Source organism: Streptomyces sp. R41 (genome assembly GCF_041053055.1).
Taxonomy (GTDB): Bacteria; Actinomycetota; Actinomycetes; order Streptomycetales; family Streptomycetaceae; genus Streptomyces.
Map to the genome: position 1 here is coordinate 5,764,555 of NZ_CP163443.1, position 17,911 is coordinate 5,782,465.

14 protein-coding genes and 2 pseudogenes are annotated in these 17,911 nt (G+C 66.4%); 11 read left to right on the top strand and 5 right to left on the bottom strand.

From position 1 onward, the window contains the following. The first annotated feature begins 150 nt into the window (after positions 1 to 150). The 3 genes from AB5J53_RS26420 to AB5J53_RS26430 all read left to right on the top strand — a co-directional run bounded on the left by AB5J53_RS26420 (position 151) and on the right by AB5J53_RS26430 (position 3,568). Positions 151 to 1,461 (top strand): hypothetical protein, encoded by a 1,311-nt coding sequence (locus AB5J53_RS26420; protein ID WP_369248140.1) that lies wholly within the window; start codon positions 151 to 153, stop codon positions 1,459 to 1,461. Positions 1,462 to 1,566: 105 nt separating this feature from the next. Then, positions 1,567 to 1,896: an ATP-binding protein gene (locus tag AB5J53_RS26425; RefSeq protein ID WP_369252477.1), complete on the top strand. Its 330-nt coding sequence runs from the start codon at positions 1,567 to 1,569 to the stop codon at positions 1,894 to 1,896. A gap of 85 nt (positions 1,897 to 1,981) precedes the next feature. Further along, a complete protein-coding gene (locus tag AB5J53_RS26430) occupies positions 1,982 to 3,568 on the top strand; it encodes a serine/threonine-protein kinase (protein ID WP_369248141.1) in 1,587 nt (528 codons plus the stop codon). A 244-nt stretch (positions 3,569 to 3,812) separates the two neighbouring features. Here AB5J53_RS26430 and AB5J53_RS26435 read toward each other — a convergent pair whose 3' ends face one another. Next, positions 3,813 to 4,121, bottom strand: a complete 309-nt coding sequence (locus AB5J53_RS26435) for a hypothetical protein (RefSeq protein ID WP_369248142.1) — start codon at positions 4,119 to 4,121, stop codon at positions 3,813 to 3,815. Positions 4,122 to 4,153: 32 nt separating this feature from the next. On the opposite strand from AB5J53_RS26435, the gene AB5J53_RS26440 reads away from it, so the two are divergent. The 3 genes from AB5J53_RS26440 (at position 4,154) to AB5J53_RS26450 (ending at position 6,424) form a co-directional block, all read left to right on the top strand. Next, a complete protein-coding gene (locus tag AB5J53_RS26440; protein ID WP_369248143.1) occupies positions 4,154 to 4,831 on the top strand; it encodes a hypothetical protein in 678 nt (225 codons plus the stop codon). A gap of 400 nt (positions 4,832 to 5,231) precedes the next feature. Continuing rightward, the gene (locus AB5J53_RS26445) at positions 5,232 to 5,960 is read left to right on the top strand and encodes a DUF433 domain-containing protein (protein WP_369248144.1); all 729 of its coding nucleotides are present in this window, start codon (positions 5,232 to 5,234) and stop codon (positions 5,958 to 5,960) included. After that, positions 5,957 to 6,424 (top strand): hypothetical protein, encoded by a 468-nt coding sequence (locus tag AB5J53_RS26450; RefSeq protein ID WP_369248145.1) that lies wholly within the window; start codon positions 5,957 to 5,959, stop codon positions 6,422 to 6,424. The genes AB5J53_RS26445 and AB5J53_RS26450 overlap by 4 nt, the downstream gene beginning before the upstream one ends. Before the next feature lie 373 nt (positions 6,425 to 6,797). Here the strand turns inward: AB5J53_RS26450 and AB5J53_RS26455 are convergent, their stop codons facing one another. After that, positions 6,798 to 8,036: an IS256 family transposase gene (locus tag AB5J53_RS26455; RefSeq protein WP_369251977.1), complete on the bottom strand. Its 1,239-nt coding sequence runs from the start codon at positions 8,034 to 8,036 to the stop codon at positions 6,798 to 6,800. A gap of 750 nt (positions 8,037 to 8,786) precedes the next feature. Between AB5J53_RS26455 and AB5J53_RS26460 the strand changes: the two are divergent. Together AB5J53_RS26460 and AB5J53_RS26465 are read left to right on the top strand one after the other, a co-directional pair. Then, a pseudogene (locus tag AB5J53_RS26460) lies at positions 8,787 to 9,371 on the top strand (DEAD/DEAH box helicase family protein); the annotation flags it as partial. Positions 9,372 to 9,572: 201 nt separating this feature from the next. After that, positions 9,573 to 9,915 (top strand): annotated as a pseudogene (locus tag AB5J53_RS26465) (NUDIX domain-containing protein); the annotation flags it as partial. 140 nt (positions 9,916 to 10,055) lie between these two features. Here AB5J53_RS26465 and AB5J53_RS26470 read toward each other — a convergent pair. Genes AB5J53_RS26470 through AB5J53_RS26480 form a run of 3 tightly spaced genes read right to left on the bottom strand, consistent with a single transcriptional unit; the run spans position 10,056 to position 13,686 of the window. Beyond that, on the bottom strand, positions 10,056 to 11,282 hold the full coding sequence (locus tag AB5J53_RS26470) for an MFS transporter (protein WP_369248146.1): 1,227 nt from the start codon (positions 11,280 to 11,282) through the stop codon (positions 10,056 to 10,058). Further along, positions 11,279 to 12,529 carry a hypothetical protein gene (locus tag AB5J53_RS26475; RefSeq protein ID WP_369248147.1) on the bottom strand — a complete coding sequence of 417 codons (1,251 nt, stop codon included), beginning with the start codon at positions 12,527 to 12,529 and terminating at the stop codon, positions 11,279 to 11,281. Before AB5J53_RS26475 ends, AB5J53_RS26470 begins: the two co-directional genes overlap by 4 nt. Next, positions 12,526 to 13,686 carry an ATP-grasp domain-containing protein gene (locus AB5J53_RS26480; RefSeq protein ID WP_369248148.1) on the bottom strand — a complete coding sequence of 387 codons (1,161 nt, stop codon included), beginning with the start codon at positions 13,684 to 13,686 and terminating at the stop codon, positions 12,526 to 12,528. Before AB5J53_RS26480 ends, AB5J53_RS26475 begins: the two co-directional genes overlap by 4 nt. A 375-nt stretch (positions 13,687 to 14,061) precedes the next feature. Here AB5J53_RS26480 and AB5J53_RS26485 point away from each other — a divergent pair, with 375 nt between their 5' ends. From AB5J53_RS26485 to AB5J53_RS26495, 3 genes are read left to right on the top strand one after another with little or no spacing between them, the layout of a single operon-like run. Beyond that, positions 14,062 to 15,111: an N-acetylneuraminate synthase family protein gene (locus AB5J53_RS26485; RefSeq protein WP_369248149.1), complete on the top strand. Its 1,050-nt coding sequence runs from the start codon at positions 14,062 to 14,064 to the stop codon at positions 15,109 to 15,111. 7 nt (positions 15,112 to 15,118) lie between these two features. Beyond that, positions 15,119 to 15,928 (top strand): SDR family oxidoreductase, encoded by an 810-nt coding sequence (locus AB5J53_RS26490; RefSeq protein ID WP_369248150.1) that lies wholly within the window; start codon positions 15,119 to 15,121, stop codon positions 15,926 to 15,928. Between the two features lie 32 nt (positions 15,929 to 15,960). Next, positions 15,961 to 17,874 (top strand): transketolase C-terminal domain-containing protein, encoded by a 1,914-nt coding sequence (locus AB5J53_RS26495; protein WP_369248151.1) that lies wholly within the window; start codon positions 15,961 to 15,963, stop codon positions 17,872 to 17,874. Positions 17,875 to 17,911 lie beyond the last annotated feature (37 nt).

Below are 17,911 nucleotides of genomic sequence, written 5' to 3' on the forward strand. Positions count from 1 at the left end.
CGATTCGTCTGCGGCCTGACGGCCGTAGGTGATCTGGTGGGTTGCCCCGGTGATCGTCAGTTCACCGGCGCCTGCAACTGAGTACCCGAGGTTCATACCGTTCTTGTCGGACGTCAGCCATGGGCTGTTGTTGGAAAACAAAGGGAGACGATGACTGAAGACCGCAAGGCAATCGTTCCGGTGTGGACGCTGGCGACCGGTGACGTCCGGGGGCCCGCATTGACCGGAGACGAGCCGATGACGGCTGAGCGCCTGGCTGAACTGCGCGGTGTGCTGGCCGTCCTGGCCGACGAGCCGATTGCCACACTTGAGGTACATCCGCTACCCGACCAGCTCGACCGCAGCCGAGGTATTCCGCTCGATGCCGCGAGTCCCTTGGCACAGCACCTGTCGCAGCTCATCACGCAATCAGCGCGAAATTCCTCTGTGGCGGCTACAGCGACCGCTGCCAGCGAAGGCCTGTATCGCATGGTGGTTCCGGCGAAGGTCGCCGCCCAGTTCGGCCAGGGCATCATTCGCCCGATGGCAGCGAAGGGGGCGGCCGACGGCATCCGCGGTGCACTCGTGAACTCAACGGGCAGCATCGTCGGCCAGCCGACGTTCGTGCCAGTCGGTAAGGCGGCAGCAGCAGGCGCAGTCGGTGGAGCCGGCGCAACAGCCGGCGTCGCTGTCGCCGGCAGCGCGGCGCTCACCGTAGCCGCGCCGCTTGTGCTCATGGCCGTAGCGGTGGGGGCGAGCGCAAATGCCGACTACAAGCGCCAGCAGGCTATCGAACACATCACAGAACTGCTGGAGCAACTGCACGAACAGAAGCTCGAAGACGAGCACAGCGAACTCGACGGCTGCCGCGATGCTATTGACAAAGCCACCGCCATTCTGCTCGACCAGGGCAAGCTCGGTGTCTCGCTAGGACTGGACTCGGCAGTGCATGCCATCAACACGGCGCTGGGCGCCGCTGACCGCCGCCTTGCCCGGTGGCAGAGCGCACTCGACAAGCTGCCCGACGCCAAACCCGTCGAGATCGGCACGCTGACCAAGTCGTTCCCCGGCGTCGACGACCATGGCGGCACGTTCCGCACCCACCTCGAACTCGCTGCCTTGGCCATTGCGCTGAAGCGGCGTGTCATCGTCCTGCAGGCCGTCGAGCATGCCCAGGACGACCCTGACAACTTGTTCGAGAACTTCGCCCGCGCACTCAAGCGCGACCAGCAGCGCCTCGACGAACTGGAGTCGAGCATCGCTGGTGTCCTGGAACGCCTGTCGGCGCTGGAGCTGGCAGGCCCGCAAGGTTTGCGACCCGTCTTCACGACCGGTGAAGTCGATCGCCTGATGCGCGCGGCAAACCGGATTCACAAGCTGGGCGACGGCGTAATGGTCAACAGCCGCACGACAGACGTGGCGATTGAGATTGCCCGCAACAAGGACGGCTCGGTGGTCGTGTTCCCTGCGCTGCCCATGTAGGCGTAGGCGCGCTCGCACTCACTTGGTGAGTGGTGTGGGGTTGCCCGAAACTTCAGTGCGGACGCGATCGTCATCATCTTCTTCAGTGTCCGCACCTGCCCACCGATCGCTGCTGAGTTCGCTGTCAGCGCCGTCCGGCACGGCCGGGTCTCCGGCCGCGACTTCCACCTCGCGTTGGCCTGCGACGCCATGACCGTACGGATCGAGGTCACAGACACTCGCACCGAAGGCATACCGGTCGTAACGACGCCCACGGACCTCCGCGACACCGGCCGCGGCCTGCTCCTGGTTGAGTACCTCGCTGACCGCTGGGACTGGCACCCGCGCCAGGGCGGCCCGGCAATACGGTCTGGGCGGACTACGTCCTGTCGGCGCGAAGCCGACCGGCCGCCGCCCCCTCTCGCCTGTCGTCTACCGCCGCGCCCGTGCATGTAGCACCGCGACCGCTGGACGGCAGATCGACGCAGCGGTCACACTTGACCCCTGACCGTGACTGTTCATCACGCACACCGGGGGCAAGGTGCCGCAGGAGGCGATCTCCGACCGTTACGAACTCCTGGAGGAGCTCAGCCACGGCGGCATGGGCGACGTGTGGCGCGGCTACGACGCCGTGCTCGACCGGCCCGTCGCCGTGAAGCTCATCCGGCAGGCGTCGGTCACCTCCCCGCAGCTGGCCGAGGAGTTCGCCAAACGCTTCCGCCGCGAGGCCCGCATCACCGCGCGCATCCAGCACCCCGGCGTGCCGCAGGTGTACGACGCGGTGCTCGACGCGTCGTACGAGCGGCTGTTCCTGGTGATGGAACTCGTCGACGGCGTACCGCTGTCCGCCTACCTCGACCCCGGCCGACCGCTGCCGGTCAGCTGGGCGGCAGCCGTCGCCGCACAGGTCGCGACCGTGCTGTCGTACGCGCACGACGTGCCGGTCATCCACCGAGACCTCAAGCCGGGCAACATCCTCGTCTCACGCGACGGCACCGTGAAGGTCCTCGACTTCGGCATCGCGGCGATCCTGCGCACCGACGTCACCAAACTGACCGCCACCGGCAGCCCCATCGGCACCCACCAGTACATGTCGCCCGAGCAGGTCCGCGGCGGACGCATCACCCCGCAGACCGACCTGTACGCGCTGGGCTGTGTGCTGCACGAACTCCTCAGCGGACGCGTCGTGTTCGAGGCGGAGAACGAATACCTGCTGATGTATCAGCACGTCAACGCCGCCCCCACCCCGCTGCGACAACTGCGGCCCGACGTCCCCGAGGCGCTGGAGGAGCTGGTCCTGCACCTGCTGCGCAAGGCGCCCGAGGCGCGGCCCGCCGACACACAGGAGGTGTACGCGCGGCTGCTGCCGTTCCTCCCGCCACCAGGCGGAGAACCCGGCACAGCCGATGCTGGGCCGACCGGCGTACCCGACCCGACGGGCGTGTTCCGTCGCCCTTTCGCACCCCGCGCCCGCGCCCAGGCCCCCGCACCCGGCGGTTCGACGCCGACAGCCGTCCTCCCAGGGGCCCAGCCGGTGCCCGTCCCCGCCCAGCTGCGCGAGGACATCAAGGAGGCGTACGCCCACTCCGACGCCCTGTTGGAGGAGGAGCGGTTCGCACAGGCCGCCGAGGTGCTCGGCGAAGTCATCGAACCCGCGGGCCTCGCCCTGGGCCCCGAGAGCAAGCAGGTCCTGGCGCTGCGCCGCCAGCGAGCAGCGATCCGCCTCCTCGGCGGCGACTACCGGGCCGCCCTGCCCGAATTCGACGCCCTCGCCGACGCGTACGCCCGCATCGCCGGACCCACCAGCGAGAAGGCCCGCGCCTGCCGCGCCCAGGCAGCCCGATGCCGCGCCGAACTCGGCCAGGTCACCGACGCGCTCGACGCGCTCCAGGGCGTGCTGAACGTCGTACGGGCCGTCGACAGCGACGCGAGCGAGGAAGCCGTGGAGCTACGGCACAACATAGGGATGCTGCTACTCGCCCAGGGCCGGGCCGTCGAAGCCCGGCAGGTCCTCGAACCGCTCCACCAGGACATGTGCATGGTGTTCGGCCCTGACGACGAGATGACCGTCGAGATCGCCGAGGCACTCGCCGTGATCCGCCTCGGCATCGACGGTCCAGCTTCCTGACCCGTCATCCAGAAGTGCATTGTGCTGCGTCGGCATCAGCGGCCCCGCCAGGCTCCGCGAGGACATCCGGCAGGCCGGCGCATACAGACGTCCTGCTCGTGGAGGAGCTGTCTCGCCCAGGCTGCCGAGTTCCCCAGTGACGTTGTCGAGTCGGCCGCCGCGGCGCTCGACCTGTGCATGGAGCGGGCCACGGTCCGCTTCCTCTGCGGCAACTACCGCCTGGTCCCGCCCGAGTTCGACGCCCTCACGGGCGCTTTCTCCGCACCGCCGAACCCAAAAGGGTGCGCTCCTGCCGCCCCAGGCCGCGCACCGCCGCGTCGAACTGGGCCAAGTGACCGTCGCCCTGCAAAAGGTCGAGGCCGTCCGGCGGCAGGTGTGGGCCGGACAGCGACGCCAGCGACGACGCGATCGAACTGCGGCGCGCCATCGAATTCCTGGACTGTCCGAGGGACAACTCGTCGAGGCCCGGCGGATGCTCGAACCGCTCCACGACGACATGTGCGTGGTCTACGGCCCCGACGACGAGGACACCGTCGGGATCGCCGATCCGCACTCGCTTCTCCGCATCTGCAGCAAGGAGCCACAGTGATCGTCCTGCCACACGACCTCGACCTGCCGGACCACGACACAGTGCTCGGCCAGGCGATCCCCTTCGATCGAGCCCGCTGGATACCCGCGCTGCCAGACGCCACGTGGTGGCCGGCCGAACTCGACTCATGCCCGCTCGTAGGAAAGTGGCCGCGGGTGGACCGCCGAACCGTGCTCAGCATCGCTCACAAAGCGGACACCGTTGAAGGACGTCGGCACCTGCTCGTTGCGGTGCTGGTTTGGGGCACGGGCACCAAGGCCCGGTCAGTAGGCAGGAGCGCGCAAATCTTTCGCCACTCTTCAGATACTGACATCGACGCGCGACTCGACGCGGCACTCGCGGCACTCCGAGAGCGAGGGGCTACGGAGGCATACTGGGCCTTTAACAACGACCAGCACATCCCCTACCTGGGGGCGGCGTTCTTCACCAAGGTGCTGTACTTCGCCGGGGGCGAGAGCCCCGCCCGGCCCTATCGGCCGGTCATCCTGGACAGCGTCGTCTCGCGAGCTCTCAAAGACCAGGGAGCGGTCGACACCAGCTGGCCGGAGAACGGCTGGACCACGGACCAGTACAGGCAGTACCTGGAGGGAGTACAGGACTACGCGCAGAAACGAGGCGTCCTGCCAGAGCAGGTCGAGGCGGCGCTGTTCTCCCACGGCAAGCAACAGCCCTGATCGCCAAGCTACATGCACGGCATCGGCATGCTCTCTGTGTATCCCGATCAACAGGTGCCAGCGTCACGGGTTCGAGCCGAGCATCTCTGACGATGTCCCGGACAGCGTCAGCGACGACGGGCTATCGAGCATCCCCACACCCACCGCCTGCATCGACGCCGACGCCCACGGCGCCATTCCCCGAGACGCTGGACGCTGTGCGGCCAGACCCTCGGCTACTTCGACGACTGGACTACGCCGCCGCCTCGCGCGCCTGCCGTGCCGTGAACATATCTGCAGCCCCCGCTCGGTCGTCTTAGCCGGGCGGGGTCTTCTGTTTACGCATAGCTCTGCACACGCCGGGACGGCTGTGTATCGTCCTGCGCTCGGGGCTGGGAGACTGGGAGAGGAGGTGGTAGCCGTGGCTGGCAGCAGTGAAGAAGTGCGCTTCAGCGTGCCGCTGTATACGCAGGCCGAGGCCGCTGGCTACCTGGACATGGCACCCTCGACCTTGCGTAGATGGGCCAGGGGCTACCACAACAAGTTCCTGAACCGTCCCGACGTGTTTGGCGAACCCTTGATCACTTACTTGGGTTCCCCTCATTCGCCGCATCCGTCGATCCCTTTCATCGGTCTGGCGGAGGGTATGTTCCTGTCCGCGCTGCGTCGAGCGAACGTGCCGCTGCAGAAGATCAGGCCAGCCCTTGAGCTGGTCCGGCAGCAGCTTGGCGTCCAGCACGCCCTCGCTTCACGCAGGCTGTACGTGGCGGGAGCCCAGCTGCTGTACGAGATCGGCGACGACCTGGGAGGCGACGACAAGCGGGAGACACGCAAGCTGATCGTTCTGAAGGATGGTCAGTACGTCTTCCGTGAGGTGATCGACCGATACCTCACCCGGATCGAATACGACGACTCAGGCAACGAGTACGCCCGAAAGATCGATCTTCCCGGCTACGAGGTTGCGGACATCACGGTGCTGCCGGGAGTGAACTTCGGCCAGCCGTTCTTCATCAAGACCGGCACCCCCCTGTACGTGGTCCAGCGTGACCTGCGCGCGGGCGAGTCCGTCCAGGATGTCGCTGACGACTATGCGCTGCCAGTGGATCAGGTCGACGAGGTGCAGGAACGGATCGAACGCGAGGCTGCATGACCACAGCGGGGGGATTGCGTCTGTTCCTGGATCGGAGCACGAACGCAAAGCGGTTCGCGGAAGCCGCTCGGGAGCTGTGCCCGGACGTTCAGACCATCGGGGATCTCTACGGCGTCACACCCGCTGAGGCGGTCCTGGACGAGCAGTGGATAGCGGACGCAAGCGTCGCCGGCCGGATCTGCGTTGGGGCAGACCAGCGCATCCTCAGCAACCTGCTAGAGCTCGAAGCGATCATCAATCATTCGGCTCGGTATCTGGTCTTTGCTGACAACAACACCCCCACCCGGCAGCGGATTGCCCACTTTCGAGAGCTGTACCCCCAGCTCGAACCTCTCGCCGACATCCCGGGCCCGTGGGTCTACAAGCTGACGAGGGGCGGCCTGCAAGAGGTGAACGGCGATGTACTGCGCGCCCGCCTCGCTCAGGCGCGTGAGCGGCTGTTGAAACCGGGCTTGAAGTCTTGACGAACGCCGCCGATGCCTTGGCGCCCCCGGAGTCCGGAGCCCTCGCCGACGCCTGCTCGCCAGCCGACGCGGCTAAGCAAGTGCCATCACCAACGTAAACCAGCAGGTCAAACTAACGAACAGTGTTTCTATGCGGCGGAGGCCCTACCGGGGTAGGGCCTCTTTGCGTCGCAAGGTCGGTGCGCTGGACGCCCCTTTGCCGCCCGGCCCTGAACTGGAGGCCCGCCCGGCTGGGGCCCGGCCAGCCCGCCGACGGGGCTTCCCTGGGGCCCGGATGGGGCCGGAAGGGCAGTGAAACCCCGTGAACGATCACCAAGCCCCGGGCACCACCGTGCCCTCTGACCGGTCGTGTCCCTCGTCGTGGTGTTGGGGATCAACTGGCGGGCGTGTTTGGAGTGTTGGGCAGCGCCGGGTCGCTTTCGGGGAGTTCGCGGTAGATCTCGCCCATGCTGCCTTCGGGGAGGTAGCGGCGGGGAAAGGCGATCCATTCGTCGTGCATCTCGAAGAGCACGGCGGTGACCAGCCGGATGAGCGCGTCGTCGTTGGGAAAGACCTGGACGACATCGATCCTGCGCTTGATCTCCCGGTTCACCCGTTCCAGCGGGTTCGTCGACTGGATCTTCTTCCAGTGCCGCGGCGGGAAGTCCGCGAACGCGGTCAGATCCTCCTTCGCCTCCAGCAGCATCGCTTTGACCTTGGGGAACTGGGTGCCGAGCATGTCTGCGACGGTGTCCAGCTGCGTGCGCACGAGGCCGGCGGTGGGCTGGGTGAAGATCGTGCGGATCGTCGCGGCGACCATTTCACCGGAATCCCGGTCGATCACGCTGAAGGCATTTCGCAGGAAATGAACCCTGCACCGCTGCCAGGCGGCGCCGAGCATCACCTTGCGGACCGCAGCGACCAGCCCGGCGTGCTGGTCGGTGATGACCAGGCGAACCCCGGACAGGCCGCGCTCTCGCAGCGAGCGCAGGAATTCCTTCCAGAACGCCTCGCTCTCGCTGTCGCCGACCATCAGGCCCAGGACCTCGCGGTTGCCGTCCTCGGTGATGCCGGTGGCGACGACCACGGCCCGGGAGACGATCTGATGGTTCACCCGCGCCTTGCAGTAGGTCGCGTCCAAGTAGACGTAGGGGAAGCGGACGTGGTCCAGCGGGCGGGTGCGGAATGCGGTCAGCGGCTCATCCAGCATCGTGCAGATCCGCGAGACCTCGGACTTGGAGATCCCGCTGTCCCCGCCCAGGGCTTTGACCAGGTCATCGACGCTGCGAGTGGAGACGCCATGCACGTATGCCTCCATGATGACCGCGTAGAGGGCCTGGTCGATGCGGCGCCGGCGCTCCAGCAGGCTGGGGAAGAAGCTGCCGGTGCGGACCTTGGGGATCTCCAGGTCCAGGTCGCCGGCCAGCGTGGTCAGCACCTTCTCGCGGTGCCCGTTGCGGACGTTGGTCCGCGTCGGCGTGCGCTCGTTCCACTCCGCACCGATGTGAGCACTCGCCTCGGCCTCGATCAACTCCTGCACCATTCGCTCGGCGATGGCGCGGATGAGCTCGATTCCGTCGGTCGAGCGTAGTGACTCAAGCAGCCGTATCAGTTCAGACTGGGACAGGGCCATCGTGCACTCCTCGTGGTTGAACTGGGCGTTCACCAAGGAGAGTTACGCGATGGCCCACCTCCTGTTCAGGGAGCGGTCCTCACCCGTGGAAGTGCGCCCCGGGCAGACGCCCGCGCACTCCCAGCCACTGATCCCGTACACCACGACAAGGGACACCATCCTCTGACCTGCACGGATGGTGAAGGCGGGGAACGTCAGGGAAGTCCGGCGTAATGCTCTGGCGATCTCGTAATGCGTAGGTCTCGGGTTCGAATCCCGAAGGCGGCTCTGTGGAAGCCTCAGGACTCACTCGCCGTGACCTGGGGCTTTTGCTTTTCCTTGACCAATGAGTGGTCTAAACCACCGCCTCGTGAGGTGGGCTTGAGGGTCAGATGGGGCCCGATGGGCCCAGATCGTCTTGCGCATCTGTAATGCGTAGGTTGTGGGTTTGAATGCCGAAGGCAACTCCAAGGTGAATCCCGGGCCAGGCCTACGAGCTGGGGTCTTCCCTTTCGGGTGGCCATGGAGTTCCGGCAAAGTGGGCACGCGTGCCCTGTGATGGCGGCAGGTGATCAGGGTGCTGTGCGGCCCTTGGATCACGGGGCTGCCGCCCGACCGGGGTGCGGGAGAAACGGCCCGTACAGGAAACGGCCCGAAGGGACACTCGGGGTGTGCGTGGACGCCTTGTGGGCGCGGTAGCTGTGCTGGACCGAGGAGACGGTTCTTCTGGGGCCTGTCCGTGGTCGTGATCAGCGGGCCTGCAGGAGGCTGCTGACCCAGAGGGTTCGTTCGCGGGAGGCGGAGTTTGGCGAGGTAGCTCGCGGACGTTTCGTCGTAAGCAGTTACCGCCTGCTGCGCCACGCGCGCGCCCGCCGGGTGCTGTTCCTGGTGGACCGTAACAACCTGGGCAGACAGGCGTACAACGAGTACCGGGACTTCGTACCGCTCGGGGCCAAGACGCCCTTGCACGAGCAGATGCCGCTGCGTTTGTTCAGCAAGGGCGCGGTCGCGGACTCGGACAAGATCGTGATCTCCACGATCCAGCGGCTGTGGTGCAAGCTCTCGGGGATCCCCGTGCCGGCCGAGGACGACGAGAGTTTCGAGACCGAGCGGGCCGACCGGCTGGCGGGCCGCGTGGCGTCCGTGAGCTACTGCCCCGACCTGCCGCCCGACCACTTCGACGTGATCGTGGTCGACGAGTGCCACCGGTCGATCTACGGGCGGTGGCGCCCGGTCCTGGAGTACTTCGACGCCCATGTGGTCGGTCTGACCGCGACGCCGATCCAGCAGACCTTCGCCTTCTTCGACAACAACCTGGTCAGCCAGTACACGTACGAACAGGCCGTCGCCGACAGCGTCAACGTCGACTACGACATCTACAAGATCGGCACACGGATCACCCAGCAGGGATCGGTCATCCCCGCGTCGAGCACGGAGGTCCATCCCGACGGCACCGTCCTGCACGATCACCGTCCGCACCCTGCGCCTGACACCCGCCGACCTCGTACGGCTCCGCACGGAAGCCGATCTGGCGCTGGCGGATATCCGCACCGAAGCATGTGGGACCTCCCCGTCGGCAAGAGCGAACCCGGTGAGCCCATTACCGAGACCGCCGTGCGCGAGCTATACGAAGAGACCGGCCTGACAGTGCAACCGGAGGCCCTGAAGATCGCCCACATCATCCACGGGGCGTGGGGCGTCGAAGCGCCCAATGGCTTCCTCACCGTTGTCTTCGCTGCCCACGAGTGGACTGGTGAGCCCGAAAACCCGCGAGCTGCGCAAGCACGCCCAGGTCTGCTGGATCGACACCAGCGTCATCCCCGCGGAATTCGTCGGTACGACCGAAAGCGCCCTCCACCACTACTTGGTCGACGGACCACAAGTGTCGTTGGACGGATGGCGGAGCACAACGAGGAGTTCAGCAGGGGGAGGCTCGGAGCCCCTCACCCTGCCGAGCGAAGCTCACCAACAGCAAAGCATAGGTAGTTGGTGCCCGAGGCGTGGGTGCCCGCCTGGAGCTACCCAGGAGTCGACCCGCGCTCAGGATCTCGTCGAACTCGCCACCAGCCGAGGCGACGTAGCCAGCGAGGCCAAGTAGACGATCGCGGCGAAGCCGGCGCTCACGGCGACCAAGAGCAGCCAGAATTCACGGCTCACGGCTCCGTGATCGGAGGACAGAGCGGCGGCCAGGCCATTGGCGGCGGCTCCGCCTGCGGCTATGGCGGTGCCAATGAAGCCGAAGGCCATGCCGTGCCGGTGCGCGGGCATCGAGGCGGCGATTTCGCTGTCGATCCGGGGGTCGATGAGCACCTCTCCGATGGAGAACAGCAGAACACTCGCGATCAGGCCGGGCATCGTTCCCAGGGAGGCAGCCGCGAAGCTCGTTGCCATCAGGAGGAGCGAGCCGGAGATGACAAGCGCTGAACTGCTGGTCTTGCTGAGGGACTGGTTCAGGGGTACCTGGAGCAGCACCACGGCCAGGGCATTGACGGTGAACAGCACGCCGACGAACGAGGGGTTCTGCACGCTACCGGTGAAGATCGGCAGTGCGTACTCCAGTTGGATGTAGCAGAAGCCGAAGGCGAAGGCGCACAGCACGATCCAGGAGAGATTCCGGTAGTCAATGGGAGCTCGTGCGGTTGCGGGGTCCCCTGTTGCCGTGCCCCTCGTGTTTGTCGGTTGGTCGGTTGCCAGCAGGGGACGCAGACGCAGAAGGACGACGGCCAGCACCACGAAGAGGGCGCTGGTGATCAGGAAGCCGATCCGGGCGTCGGCGAGGAACAGCAGGAGGCTGCCTGCCAAGGGGCCGAGGGCGTTGCCTGCGTTGTTCGCCGTACTGCGGAGGGCGAACACGGTCCTGAGCTGTTCGCCGGCGCCCAGGAGCCGTACCAGTGCCGATTTCGAGGCCGGAACGTAGATTGCGCCGCCGAACCCGAGGAGGGCACAGGCGCAGATGACAGTTGCGGATCCGGAGACCGTGAGCAGCAGCAGGTAGGACAGAGCTCTGACGAGCAGACCGGTGCATACGGCAGTCGCGGCGCCGGCGCGGTCGGCGATCCAACCGCCGAGCATGGTCAGGCCCTGCTGGGACCAGAACTTCACCGTGATGGCGAGGGCCACGACGACCGGGCTGAGGTGCTCTTCCCGGGTGAGGAAGACGGCGAGGTAGGGAAGCACGATGTTGCTGCCGAAGGCGACGGCGAAGTTGCCGATCAGCAGGAGCAGACAGCCCGGCGTACGCCTGGCAAGGCGCAGCGTCTCGATCATTGGCTGCCTTCGCCTTCGGGCCGGATGACGGTGGACTGCTCGAACCAGTTCAGAGCCTCACCCAATACCGTCTCGACCTCACTGCGTGTCTCTCCGGTGGCGAGCACAGAACCCATCTTGTCCACGCTCATCCGGGCGGCCGCGAGGACCGTTCCCGGTTCGGCATGGCGGCGGTACTCGGTGGTGCCGGCGACAGGGCATTCGGCGGGGATGTCGATCACAGTGCCTGGGCGTGGCGGGAACAGTGACCAGCCGGAGATCTGCACCGGCAGGGCGGGGATCTGGGGCAGTTCGTTGCCGCTCAGGGCTTTGACGTAGAGCTCGGGCAGTTTGACGCCGAAGCTCAGCTCCAGAATGTGTTCGGTTCTGCCGCCCCCCATTCGGCTGGCAATCTCATTGAACACCAGCCGTCGATCGGCATCGAGAAAGATCTCGGCGTGGAACATGGAGGTGTCCGGGGTCGGCAACGCGACCAGGGCCTGGCGGGTGAGGTTCCGTATGGGCTCGAGCAGCGGGTCGGACGGGTCGAGGAGAGAGCTCTGGAGCGCACCTCCCTCCTTGAAGTCCAGGCAGGTGGTGTGGCCATGGGTCGAGGGCCACATCAACAGGGTTTCCCCGGCCACGATGATGCCGTCGACAGGGAAGAGCTCATGCTCGATGTACTTCTCGGCGAGCAGGTGGGCGCCGTCGTCGGTGCCCAAGTCGCGGTGGGCTGCGAGGAGGCTTTCGACGTCCTGCTGGCCGTGGAGGATGGCGACGTCGATGGAGCCGCCGCCCGATCGCGGCTTGACGACGATGGGGTATCCCTGCTGGTCGATGAATTCGAGCAGGTCTGTGAGGTGGGCGACCGGTGCGTAGGGGGCCAGTGGGACTCCAGCCCTTTCCAGTATTCGCTTCATCTCCAGCTTGTCACGGAACGCGGTCGCGCTGGCGACGTCCTGTCCGGGTACGGCGAACAGTTCACGCAGCCGGGCGGCGCGCAGGATGTCGAACTCGGAGAGTGCGATGACCCGATCGAATCCCCATTTCTGGTGAAGCGTCAGGGCTTCGTTCTCCACCAGGGGGTTGAAGTGGAAGTCGTCCATAACTTCCACGTGCGCATAGCCTGCCAATTGGGCAGAACGCACTTCCGGGTCGGACGAGACGGCGGCCGCGTCGGTCAGGAGTACGGCCTCGTGGTCGGCGCCGAGCCAGTCGGGGAAGCGGCGCCCGGTGAGCGGGGTCCGGTTGAGTACCAGGTATCTCATCGGACCTCCACGTTGATGGCGTCGCGGAACTCGCCGAATGCCGCGTCCACGGCTTCGGGGGTGGCGGCGGAGAAAACGACATGCCCGTGGGCCGCCGAGGCGTGCGGAGGAACGAGAACCTGATCACCGGGCTGTCCGTACAGCATGATTTCGCTGACCCGGCTGTCGGTCTCAACCGTCTCCAGGCCCGCTACGCCGACCAGTTCACCGGCCCGCTCGGCGAAGAAGAGGTAAAAGCCGGTGGGAGTGGGCGCGTTCGGCACGTCGAGCTGCGGCTCGCGGCCGGTCGCGACGTCGAGCAGGGCGTCGACCATGTCGATACCCGTGCTCAGAAGGACGGACTGGTAGACGGGTCCGCCGCCCAGGCGTGCGGCCGTTTCGAGGATGTACGGTTCATCGTCCGCGGTGATGCGGAATTCGGTGTGGGTGGCGCCGGTGCTGATACCGAGCGCGTCATGGGCGGCTTCGACGGCCGTGGTGATGCGCTCGACCAGTTCCGCGGAAAGCCGGGTCGGCGTCGTGTAGTAGACCTCTTCGAAGAAGGGCCCTTCCATCGGGAGCGGCTTGTCATGGATGGCCACGACCCGGGTCCCGCCGTCGACGACGATCGATTCGACGCTGATCTCGGAACCGGGGACGTACGCCTCCAGGAGCACCGCCTCGTTGTACTGCTCCCGGGTGCGGGTGTGCAGCGGGTCGTGGGCGAAGCCGGTCCAGGCGCCCTTCTGAATGGGCCCGAAGTGCTCGGCCAGCTCCGCGGCGTCGTTCACCCGGCGTACGTACTTGCTGCCGCCGCCGATCAACGGCTTGAGGACCAGGGGATATCCGAGCTTGTCCGCGCCCTCGACGGCCTCCTCCAGGTTTGCGGCAAGGTGGAATCCCGGCTGCAGAAGGCCGGCCCGGCCGAATGCGGAGCGCATCGCGTATTTGTCGCGAGCGAGATAGGCGGCCTTTTCCTCGAGGGATGGGAGACCCAGCTCCGCCGCCACGGCGGCTACTGCCGGGACGCTCTGCTCGACGAAAGTCACCACGCCGCGTACGGGTTCGTCCTCGGTGGCGATCAGAGCGCGAACCGCGGCCACGGTCTCTTCGATGCTGGTTGTATCCGCCGATACGACACGATCGACGTAGGAACTCTCCCAGGTGGCGTCCTTCATGACCATCAAAAGGCGGTCGCCGTGTTCCCGGGCGTAATCCCGCACCCGAGCTAGGTGATTGCGGCGACTGAGATTCCTCGTGTGCAGCAGCAGAATACTCACAGATCCATGTCTCTCAATTAGTCGAAGTGTCACGCCGCACCTAAGAGCGGCGGAAGGGGCTTCCGTTACCTCGGTAGCCGATCGCGTTCAATTCGGACATGCATCATCATTCATGACAACTAAGCACACAGCTGGGCTAGTTGGAAGAAGGCAATGCGTGTCAACATGATCAGATCATGCTACCGTTCGGTCGGTCAATCACCCGGGGGGCGAGATATGCATTATGTCCCGTTGATCTCCCGGGGTAATGTACATGTAAGGGAAAATCGACCCATGCCCCGCAATATCACTATCGGTGAGAACCAAATTACCGACAGTGCAGATGCTTATGTCATCGCCGAGATCGGACACAATCACGGCGGTGATGTAGAGAAGGCGGCCGAACTCATCCGTATGGCCGCGGAATCCGGCGCAAGCGCCGCGAAGCTTCAGAAGCGCGACAACAAGGCCCTGTTCACCAAGGCTATGTACAACGAGCCCTACACGGGTCGGAACAGCTTCGGTCCGACGTATGGCGCGCACCGCGAAGCGGTGGAGTTCGGGTTCGACGAGTACCGGCAACTCGCCGAGCTTTCACGCGAGTTGGGCATCGATTTCTTCTCGACTGCCTTTGATTTCCCGAGTGTTGACTTCCTCGCGGAACTCGGTGTTCCGGCCATCAAGATTGCCTCTGGTGATCTGACCAATACGCCCCTGCTCGCCCACGCGGCCAAGACGGGTATTCCCCTCATCGTGAGTACCGGTGGCGCGGACATGGAAGAGGTCCGCAGGGCCGTCGACACCATCGCGCCGCTCAACTACCAGCTCGCGCTGCTGCAGTGCACTGCGGCGTACCCCGCCACCCCCGACGTACTGAACCTCTCGGTGATCAACACCTATCGCGAGGAGTTCCCGGACGTGGTGGTCGGCCTGTCGGGCCACGACGTCGAGACCGAGTCGAGTGTGATCGCCTACACGCTGGGTGCCCGCGTGATCGAGAAGCACGTCACCATGGACCGCACCCTGCCGGGCAGCGACCACCACTTCTCGCTGGAGGCGAACCACCTGCGCGAGCTGGTGGACAGCCTCGAGCGGACCCGCCGTTCCCTGGGCAGTCCCGAGAAGCGTCAGCTTCCCGTCGAGGCCCCGGCCCTGCGCAAGATGGCGAAGAAGCTTGTCGCCGCCCGCGACTTGAGCGCCGGGCAGGTCCTGACCGTCGAGGACATCGCCATCAAGTCCCCTGGGGACGGCCTGCGTCCGTACCTCCTCGACGAGGTGATCGGCCGCCCGCTGCTGGCGCCGCTGGTCGCCGACGACGCCATACAGTTCGACAACCTCGGCTGAGCGCCTCGTGAGTACGCAGATCGACCTCAGCGGGCAGGTCGCGGTGGTGACGGGCGTGCTGGGCCGCCTTGGTGGGATTTGGACGGACGCCCTCCTCGGCGCGGGCGCCGTCGTGGTGGGTGTCGACCGCACCACGGCGATTCCGCAGGGGTTCGGGGAGCTGCTCGCCCGTCATCCTGCCGACCGCTTCCGCCTCCTCGAAGCCGATGTAACGGACGCGGAGAGCCTTCGCCGGGCCCTGGAGATGTGCCTGGCTGAGGCGGGCTCCCCGACGGTTCTCGTCAACAACGCGGGGATCGACCAGCCGCCGAGTGCGACGGGCGGCAGTTGGCTCTTCGGCGACATTCCCGCCGAGGTCTCCGACGCTGTTTTGAACGTCAACGCCCTTGGCGTACTGAGGGTGTGCCAAGTGTTCGGCTCGGAGATGGCCCGCAAGGGCGCCGGGTCCGTCATCAACATTGGCTCTCTGTACGGCAGCATGGCGCCGGATCCGCGCCTGTACGAACATCTGCCGCAGGACCCCCCGTTCCTCAAGCCGCCGGCCTACGGCATGTCCAAGGCGGGCGTCGCTGCTCTCACCCGGTATCTCGCCGCGTTGTGGGGCCCGCAGGGCGTACGCGTCAACACGCTTTCCCCGGGCGGGGTGCTGGGAGGTCAGGACCAGCTCTTCCGCGGCAAGTTCAGCGATCGTGTCCCGCTGCGCCGCATGGCCGAGGCCACGGATCTGACCGGGCCCCTGCTCTTCCTCGCCTCCGACATGAGCAGCTATGTGACCGGCACCGAGCTGCTGGTGGACGGCGGCTACGTCTGCTGGTGAGCCGGTCCGCCGCCCGTACTTCTGGAGAAGTCATGAACATCTCTCTCGCCTGGCTGTCCGCTGCCGAGTTCACGCGCATCCTGGACGGCATCGACGATCCGTACGACCGCAGTCGTGCCTTCGCGGACGCGTCCCGGATCAACACCCTGTACAGCATCATGCGCGCCGGATCCGGGCACCTCGGATCCAGTTTCAGCGCGGCCGACGCGGTCGCCTGGCTGCTGCTCCATGAGATGCGCTCGCCCTTCGAGCCGGACGGAGACATCTACTTCTCCTCCAAGGGGCATGATGCTCCGGGCCTGTACGCGTCCCTGACGGGGCTCGGCGCGCTGCCCGAGGACAAGCTGCACCAGCTCCGCAGGCTGGGCGGTCTGCCGGGCCACCCCGATGTGAGCATCCCGCACATGCACGCCAACACCGGATCCCTCGGTATGGGGATCTCCCGGGCCAAGGGCATGATCCTCGCCGACCGGCTGGCCGGAGTGAGCCGTCGCATCTTCGTCCTGACCGGCGACGGAGAGTTGCAGGAAGGGCAGAACTGGGAGGCGCTGGCCGGTGCGGTTCACCATTCCATGGGTGAACTGACCGTCATCGTCGACCACAACAAGATCCAGTCCGACACCTGGGTCGCCGATGTGAGCGACCTGGGTGACCTGGAGGCGAAGTTCCGCTCCTTCGGCTGGGGTGTGCTGCGCTGCGACGGCAACTCGGCGCAGGAGCTGGACACCGCGTTCCGGCTTCGGCAGAAGGAACACTCCGGGGTGCCCGCCGTCATCATCGCCGACACGGTGAAGGGGGCCGGCGCCGCCACCTTCGCGGCCACGTCGATGCCCGAGGGGGAGTGGCGCTACCGCTTCCACAGCGGAGCCCCGGCGGTGGAGGACTACCGCAGCGCCCACCAGGAACTGCTCACCTCGCTGAACGCGGTGCTCGCCCGACACGGTCTCGCTCCGGCCGAACTGTCCGTGGCCGACGTCACCCTGCCGGTCAAGGCGATGGGCCCCCAGCTTCCGCAGGTCTACGGCCGTGCCCTGGTGGAGCGCGCTCTCGCCGACGAGCGGATCGTGGCCCTGGACGCGGACCTGGTGCTCGACACCGGTCTGATCCCGTTCTCCGAGACGCTGCCGCAGCGCTTCTTCGAGTGCGGCATCGCGGAACAGGACATGGTGTCGATGGCCGGCGGTCTGGCCTCACGCGACTTGCTGCCCTTCGTACACTCGTTCTCCTGCTTCCTGCATGCCCGGCCGAACGAGCAGATGTACACCAACGCGTCGGAGCACCGGAAGATCGTCTATGTGGGCTCGCTCGCAGGTCTGATCCCGGCCGCGCCCGGCCATTCCCACCAGGCCGTACGCGATGTCAGCGCGTTGGGCGCGATCCCAGGGCTCGTCGTACTGGAGCCGGCCAACTCGGCCGAGACCGAGGCGGCGCTCGACTTCTGCATCGCTTCCGAGTCGAGCACCTACCTCCGACTCGTCAGCACCCCGGTCTCCGCAGAGGCCGAGGCGCTCGGCGCCGAGCCGCTGACGCTCGGCCGAGGCCGCGTCGTGCGCGCCGGCGGCAGGGCGGTGGCGATCGGATCCGGTCCCATCGTGCTCACCCAACTGGTCAGGGCCGCCGAGCTGTTGGCGGCACAAGGCATCGAACTGACCGTTGTCGACCTGCCCTGGCTGAACCGCGTCGACTCCGCCTGGCTCGCGGACCTGACCGCCGAAGCCGACGAGCTCTTCGTCGTCGAGAACCACTACACCCACGGTGGCCAGGCGGACCTGATCGCCCGAGCCCTGCTGGAGCGCGGGGACCACAGGGTTCCCGCCTTCACCGGAATCGGTCTGACCGAGGTGCCGAAGTGCGGCACCGAGGCGGAAGTCCTCGATGCCCACGGGCTGAGTGCCGAACGGCTCGCCGCGCGGTTCCGGGCCCGGATCCGCCCGAGCGAGCACTGACCGACCGGCTAAAGCCGCCTCATCAGAACAGGAAGAC